The 7,832-nt window shown below is 71.0% G+C and carries 5 protein-coding genes; 4 read left to right on the forward strand and 1 reads right to left on the reverse strand.

All coding sequences use genetic code 11. The features are described 5' to 3' along the window. From AB0958_RS40210 to AB0958_RS40220, 3 genes are all read left to right on the forward strand, one after another. A partial coding sequence (locus AB0958_RS40210; RefSeq protein ID WP_366895433.1) for a M4 family metallopeptidase occupies positions 1-1,500 on the forward strand: 1,500 nt, incomplete at its 5' end. 251 nt (positions 1,501-1,751) lie between these two features. Beyond that, on the forward strand, positions 1,752-3,395 hold the full coding sequence (locus tag AB0958_RS40215) for a M4 family metallopeptidase (RefSeq protein WP_366895435.1): 1,644 nt from the start codon (positions 1,752-1,754) through the stop codon (positions 3,393-3,395). A gap of 70 nt (positions 3,396-3,465) precedes the next feature. Next, positions 3,466-3,981: a DUF1990 domain-containing protein gene (locus AB0958_RS40220; RefSeq protein ID WP_366895436.1), complete on the forward strand. Its 516-nt coding sequence runs from the start codon at positions 3,466-3,468 to the stop codon at positions 3,979-3,981. A 69-nt stretch (positions 3,982-4,050) separates the two neighbouring features. Here the strand turns inward: AB0958_RS40220 and AB0958_RS40225 are convergent, their stop codons facing one another. Next, positions 4,051-6,675 carry a glycosyltransferase family 1 protein gene (locus AB0958_RS40225; RefSeq protein ID WP_366895437.1) on the reverse strand — a complete coding sequence of 875 codons (2,625 nt, stop codon included), beginning with the start codon at positions 6,673-6,675 and terminating at the stop codon, positions 4,051-4,053. A gap of 439 nt (positions 6,676-7,114) precedes the next feature. Between AB0958_RS40225 and AB0958_RS40230 the strand changes: the two genes are divergently transcribed. Continuing rightward, a partial coding sequence (locus AB0958_RS40230) for a maltotransferase domain-containing protein (RefSeq protein WP_366895438.1) occupies positions 7,115-7,832 on the forward strand: 718 nt, incomplete at its 3' end.

Here is a 7,832-nt window from a genome sequence, read left to right on the forward strand (position 1 = left end):
GCCGGCTCCGGCACCCCCGTCCTCGCCTACGAGACGGTCGTCGGCGGCTTCCAGGACGACGGCACCCCGAACCAGCTGCACGTCATCACCGACGCCACCACCGGCAAGAAGCTCTTCGAGTACCAGGGCATCGAGAACGTCACCGGCACCGGCAACACCCAGTACAGCGGGACGGTGTCGCTGTCGACGACCCAGTCGGGCTCGACGTACAACCTGACCGACGGCGACCGCGGCGGCCACAAGACGTACAACCTGAACCACGGCACCTCGGGCACCGGCACGCTGTTCTCGCAGTCGAGCAACACCTGGGGCAACGGGACGACGTCGAACGCCGCCACCGCGGGCGCCGACGCGCACTACGGCGCGGCCGAGACCTGGGACTTCTACAAGAACACCTTCGGGCGCAGCGGCATCAAGAACAACGGCGTCGGCGCCTACTCGCGCGTGCACTACGGCAACTCGTACGTGAACGCGTTCTGGGACGACAGCTGCTTCTGCATGACCTACGGCGACGGCTCCGGCAACGCGGACCCGCTGACCGCCCTCGACGTGGCGGGCCACGAGATGAGCCACGGCGTCACCTCGAACACCGCGGGCCTCAACTACAGCGGCGAGTCCGGCGGCCTGAACGAGGCCACCTCCGACATCATGGGCACCGGTGTGGAGTTCTACGCCAACAACTCCACCGACGTCGGCGACTACCTCATCGGCGAGAAGATCAACATCAACGGCGACGGCACCCCGCTGCGCTACATGGACAAGCCCAGCAAGGACGGCGGCTCGGCCGACTACTGGTCCTCGTCGGTCGGCGGCCTCGACGTGCACTACTCGTCCGGTGTCGCGAACCACTTCTTCTACCTGCTGAGCGAGGGCAGCGGCGCCAAGGTCATCAACGGCGTCAGCTACAACTCGCCCACGAAGGACGGCCTCCCGGTCACCGGCATCGGCCGGGACAAGGCGCTGCAGATCTGGTACCGCGCGCTCACCACCAAGTTCACCTCGACCACCAACTACGCGAGCGCCCGCACCGGCACCCTCGCGGCGGCCGGTGAGCTGTACGGCACCACGAGCGCCGAGTACAAGGCGGTGCAGGACGCCTGGGCGGCCGTCGCGGTCGGCGCGCGCTCCGGCGGCGGCGGAGGCGGCACGGGCACCTCGTACGAGAGCAACACCGTCGTGTCGATCCCGGACAACGGGCCCGCCGTCACCTCGTCGATCACGGTCACCGGGCGCACCGGGAACGCGCCGAGCAACCTCCAGGTGACGCCGAACATCAGCCACACCTGGCGCGGCGACCTGGTGATCGACCTGGTCGGCCCGTCCGGGACGTCGTACCGGCTGAAGAACTTCAGCTCGTCCGACTCGGCGGACGACGTGACGGACACCTACACGGTGAACGCCTCGTCGGAACCGGCCAATGGGACCTGGCAGCTGAAGGTCCAGGACCAGGCCGCACAGGACACCGGGAAGATCAACAGCTGGAAGCTGACTTTCCCGTAAACCGCAGGACACAGGCGTGAGTACGGGGTGCCGCCGGAGGGTTCGACTCCGTTCGACGGCACCCCGGTTACATGCCCGCAACGTTCACCGAACACCTGCTTTTCGGCCAACATCACTTCAGGGTCCTGACATGTACGCGACCCGGATGTCACTCTTCCCTCACCCGCCGCACAGCACAGCAACTTCACACCCCACAGTCGGGCCGGTGACCCCACTCCAGCCCGTACTCCCCACATCTTGAAGGAGCTTGAGTGAGCCCCCTCTACGCGCGTCACAAGCGCACCACTCTGGCCGTCGCCACCGCTGTCGCCGCCGGCGCCCTGCTCACCACGGGCCTGACCACCAACGCCACCGCGGCCGCCAAGCAGCCGCTGGCCGCCGCGCCCACCCTGCTCTCCAACTCCGCCCGCACCGCCCTGATCCAGAAGGCGCAGGCGAACGTCGCCGAGACCGCGCAGGAGATAGGTCTCGGCGCCAAGGAGAAGCTGGTCGTCAAGGACGTCGTGAAGGACGTCGACGGCACCGTCCACACCCGCTACGAGCGCACCTACGCGGGCCTGCCGGTGCTCGGCGGCGACCTGGTCGTGCACACCTCGAAGACCGGCAAGTCCGAGGGCGTCACCCGGGCGAACAAGGCGGCCATCAAGGTGGCCTCGCTCAAGCCGGGGATCTCCACCACCAAGGCGGAGAAGGCCGCGCTCACGGTCGCCAAGTCGCTGGGCTCCACCAAGTCCGCGGCCGACGGCGCCCGCAAGGTCATCTGGGCCGGCTCCGGCACCCCCGTCCTCGCCTACGAGACGGTCGTCGGCGGCTTCCAGGACGACGGCACCCCGAACCAGCTGCACGTCATCACCGACGCGGCCACCGGCAAGAAGCTCTTCGAGTACCAGGGCATCGAGAACGCCACGGGCACCGGCAAGACCCTGTACTCGGGCACGGTCAGCCTCACCACCACGCTGTCGGGTTCGACGTACTCGCTGACCGACGCCTCGCGCGGCAGCCACAAGACGTACAACCTGAAGCACGGCACCTCGGGCACCGGCACCCTGTTCACCAACACCACCAACACGTGGGGCACCGGCACCGCCTCCAGCTCCAGCACCGACGTGACCGCGGCCGCCGACGCCGCCTACGGCGCGCAGGAGACCTGGGACTTCTACAAGGACACCTTCGGCCGCAGCGGCATCAAGAACAACGGCGTCGGCGCCTACTCCCGCGTCCACTACAGCAGCAACTACGTCAACGCCTTCTGGGACGACAGCTGCTTCTGCATGACCTACGGCGACGGTGACGGCAACACGCACCCGCTGACCTCGCTGGACGTGGCCGGCCACGAGATGAGCCACGGTGTCACCTCGAACACCGCCGGTCTCAACTACAGCGGTGAGTCCGGCGGCCTGAACGAGGCCACCTCGGACATCTTCGGCACCGGCGTCGAGTTCTACGCCAACAACGCCTCCGACCCGGGCGACTACCTCATCGGCGAGAAGATCGACATCAACGGCGACGGCTCCCCGCTGCGCTACATGGACAAGCCCAGCAAGGACGGCGGCTCGGCCGACTACTGGTCGTCCTCGGTCAAGAACCTGGACGTGCACTACTCGTCCGGCGTCGCGAACCACTTCTTCTACCTGCTGTCCGAGGGCAGCGGCTCGAAGACGATCAACGGGGTGTCCTACAACTCCCCGACGTACAACGGCTCCACGGTCACCGGCATCGGCCGGGCCAAGGCGCTGCAGATCTGGTACAAGGCGCTGACGACGTACTTCACGTCGACCACCAACTACAAGTCGGCGCGCACCGGCACGCTCTCGGCGGCGGCCGCCCTGTACGGCTCGGGCAGCACCGAGTACAACGCGGTGGCGGCGGCCTGGACGGCCGTCAACGTGTCGTGACCGGATAGTTGTGCATCGGGCGGGCCCCGGGACCCAGACGTCCCCGGGGCCCGCCCTACCCTTGTCTCCCATGTCCTTCACGTACGACGCGGTGGGCGCGACCCGTGAGAACCTCGCCGCCTGCCCGCCGGGCTTCCACCCGCTTCACGTGCGCACGCGCATAGGCGAGGGGCGCGAAGTCTTCCAGCGCGCCGCCGAGGCCGTCCTCACCTGGGAACTCCATCGCGCGCTGGGCGTCGGCATCGACACCGCCGCCGACCGGGCGGCCCCCGGCGCGGACGTCACGGTCACCCTCGCCGGCCTCGTCAGGGCGCCCTGCCGGATCGTCTGGACCGTGGACGAGTCCCGCCGCGCGGGCTGGGCCTACGGCACCCTCACCGGCCACCCCGAGTCCGGCGAGGAGGCCTTCGTGGTCGACCGCACCGGCGACGGCACGGTGTGGCTGACGGTCGCGGCCTTCAGCAGACCGGCCAAGTGGTACACCAGAGCGGCCGGCCCGGCGGCCCGGGGACTGCAGCACGCGTACGCCCGCAGGTGCGGAGCGGTGCTGCGCCGCCTGTGCGCGGAGGCGCAACCGGAGTTCTGACGGCCACCGACGGCCAAGGGCGGGGAAGGCCGGGCAGCCTCGTCCGCCCCTGGCGCGTCGGGACCGCGGTCAGCGCATCAGTACCCCGGCCCCCTCCGCGGCGCTCTCCGAAGGAGCCGTCACCAGGCCCAGCTCGGCGCCGGAGGCGAGGAGCCGGTGGGACGGGAGAATGCGGACCGTGTAGCCGTAGGGGCCGGTGCGGTCCAGGGCCAACGGACCCTCGTAGGTCCAGTTGCCCTCCAGGTCGGGGCCCCCGGTCGGCTTCAGCGGAACCGTCGTCGCGTCCGTGATGCGGTCCTCCGGGTCGACGCGGCCTGAGACGGCCTGGACCTCCACGTCGTCGGGGGTGAGTTCCCCCAGCCGGACGCGGACGCGCAGCGCGAGGGTGGTGCCCAGTTCGGCGGTGGCCGGGGCCGCGGTGGTCGCCACGTGGTCGACCGTCACCCCGTGCCAGGCCGCGCGCACCCGGTCCTTCCAGCCGGACAGTTCGCGGGCCGCGTCCGCGGTCATGGACCGGTGGGCGTGGGCCGCCGGGGTGTAGAGACGGTCCACGTACTCGCGGACCATCCGGCCCGCCAGCACCTTGGGGCCGAGGAGGGTGAGGGTCTGGCGGACCATCTCGATCCAGCGGTCGGGCAGACCGGTGCGGCCACGCTCGTAGAACCGCGGGGTGACGCGCTGTTCGAGCAGGTCGTAGAGGGCGTCCGCCTCGATGTCGTCGCGGCGCTCGGGGTCGGTGCCGGCGCCGTCCGCGGTCGGGATCGCCCAGCCGAAGTCCGGCTGGAACCATTCGTCCCACCAGCCGTCCAGGACCGAGAGGTTCAGACCGCCGTTGAGGGCCGCCTTCATCCCGCTCGTCCCGCACGCCTCCAGGGGGCGCAGCGGGTTGTTCAGCCAGATGTCGCACCCCGGCAGCAGCTTCTGGGCCATCGCCATGCCGTAGTCGGGCAGGAAGACGATCCGGCGACGCACCCGCGGGTCGTCGGTGAACCGGACCAGCTCCTGCACCAGCCGCTTGCCGCCGTCGTCCGCCGGGTGCGCCTTCCCGGCCACCACGATCTGGATCGGGCGCTCCGGGTGCAGCAGCAGGTCCATCAGCCGGTCCCGGTCACGCAGCATGAGCGTGAGCCGCTTGTACGACGGGACGCGGCGCGCGAACCCGATGGTGAGGACGTCCGGGTCGAGGGCCTGGTCGATCCAGCCCAGCTCGGCGGTGCCGGCCCCCCGCTGCCGCCAGGAGGCCCGCAGCCGCTCCCGCACCTCCAGCACCAGCTGCTCCCGCAGGGTGCGGCGCAGCTCCCAGATCTCCTGGTCGGCGATGTCGGCGATGGCGTCCCAGCGCTCCGGGCCGCCCACGGTCAGCGCCTCCTCGGTCCGCCGGTCACCGAGCTGCCGGGCGCCCAGCCGCACCACCTCGGGGGCCACCCAGGTCGGGGCGTGCACCCCGTTCGTCACGGAGGTGATCGGCACCTCGTCGGGGTCGAACCCCGGCCAGAGTCCGGCGAACATCTCCCGGCTGACGTTGCCGTGCAGCAGCGAGACCCCGTTGGCGCGCTGGGCGAGCCGCAGCCCCATCACGGCCATGTTGAACAGGTTGGGCTCGCCGCCGGGGTAGGTCTCCATGCCGAGCCGCAGGACGTGCTCGACGTCGATGCCGGGGAGTTCGGCGTCGGCGCCGAAGTGGCGGGCGACCAGCTCCCGGTCGAAGCGGTCGATGCCGGCCGGGACGGGGGTGTGGGTGGTGAAGACGGTGCCGGCCCGGACCGCTTCCAGCGCCGCGTCGAAGTCCATTCCGGAGGCGACGAGTTCGGCGATGCGCTCCAGGCCGAGGAAGCCGGCGTGCCCCTCGTTGGTGTGGAAGACCTCCGGTTCGGCGTGCCCGGTGAGCCGGCAGTACGTGCGTACGGCGCGGACCCCTCCTATGCCGAGCAGCATCTCCTGGAGCAGCCGGTGTTCGCTGCCGCCGCCGTAGAGCCGGTCGGTGACCCCGCGTTCGCCGAGGTCGTTCTCCTCGACGTCGGAGTCCAGCATCAGCAGCGGCACCCTGCCCACCTGGGCCAGCCAGATCCGGGCGCGCAGCAGCCGGCCGCCGGGCAGCGCGAGGGAGACGTGCGCCGGGGTGCCGTCGGCCTCCTTCAGCAACGCCACGGGCAGTTCGTTGGGGTCGAGGACGGGATAGTGCTCCTGCTGCCAGCCGTCCCGGGACAGGGTCTGCCGGAAGTAGCCGTGCCGGTACAGCAGGCCGACGCCGATCAGCGGCACACCCAGGTCGCTGGCCGACTTGAGGTGGTCGCCGGCCAGGATGCCGAGGCCGCCGGAGTACTGGGGCAGGGCCGCCGTGATGCCGAACTCGGGTGAGAAGTAGGCGACGGCGGCCGGGAGTCCGGCGGACTCGGGCCGCGACTGGTACCAGCGGTCGCCGCTCAGGTAGTCGCCCAGGTCGTCGGCGACGGCGGTCAGCCGGCGCAGGAAGCGGCGGTCGCCGGCCAGTTCGGCGAGGCGTGCGGGGGGCACGCTGCCGAGCAGCCGCACCGGGTCGCCCTCCGAGGCGGCCCAGCGCTCGGGGTCGACGGACTGGAAGAGATCACGTGTCTCGGCGTGCCAGGACCAGCGCAGGTTGCGGGCCAGGTCGCTGAGGGGGCGCAGGGGTTCGGGGAGAACGGGACGGACGGTGAACCGACGGATCGCCTTCACATTCCACCTCGTGCGTTCGCGGTGAGAGCCGTACGGCGGTGTGCGGCTCGCGTCTGTCACGACGGTACCGGTGCCGGGGGTGGTGCCGGGGGCCGCCGTCCCGGACCGGTACCGCGGTGTGGACGGCGTCCACACCCGGTACGGGGCGGAATCGAGCCATACTTCGGCAGGTGCCGAACGGTCCGGCGGCAGGGCCTGATTGCGGGAGCGTCGAGCGGGCAGGTGTCCGGAACAGGACCGGTCCTGTGCGTAGACGTACGGCTGAGTAGTTAACAAAGTGCCGGATTGCCCACCCGAATAGGGTGGGAAGGCTCCTCCGGTACACCCCACGGACACAGGACGGATACCCAGCACAGGTAGACCCTTCAGGTACACGCAGGACCCACCTCCCCACCACCCATCCGCCCACACCAGCACGTTGCCGCGGACAGGAGCGGTCATGCCCGCCAAGCACCACTCGCCAGTACCCGTCGGTTCCCGGGCGTCGGCGCCCCCGGCACCCCGCACGTCGTCCGGCGCGCCACCCCCCGCGGACGCGGTCACCGCCGTCGGCCGCATACCCGTCCTCGACGTCCGTCCGCTGGTCCAGCAGGGGCGCCGGCCCGCCAAGGCGGTCGTCGGGGAGTCGTTCGAGGTCACCGCGACCGTCTTCCGCGAGGGCCATGACGCGGTCGCCGCGAACGTCGTACTGAAGGACCCGAAGGGCCGCCCGGGCCCCTGGACCCCGATGCGGGAGCTCGCCCCCGGCACCGACCGCTGGGGCGCCACCGTCACCGTCGAGGGGAAACCGGGCCGTTGGACCTACCAGGTCGAGGCGTGGGGTGACCCGGTCGCCACCTGGCGCCGGCACGCCCGGATCAAGATCCCGGCGGGCATCGACACGGAGCTGGTCCTGGCGGAGGGCGCCGCGCTCCACGAACGCGCCGCCGCCGGCGTGCCGAAGGCCAGGAAACGGGAGGTCCTGCTCGCCGCCGCGGCCGCCCTGCGCGACGAGGAACGGCCCGCGCCGTGGCGGCTGGCCGCCGCCCTCACCCCCGAGGTCGACAAGGTGCTGGCCCGCCACCCGCTGCGGGAGCTGGTGACCGCCTCCGAGCCGCTGCCGCTGCTGGTCGAGCGCGAACGGGCCCTGTACGGCTCGTGGTACGAGTTCTTCCCGC

The sequence above is a fragment of the Streptomyces sp. NPDC006655 genome, assembly GCF_040703965.1.
Classification (GTDB): domain Bacteria; phylum Actinomycetota; class Actinomycetes; order Streptomycetales; family Streptomycetaceae; genus Streptomyces.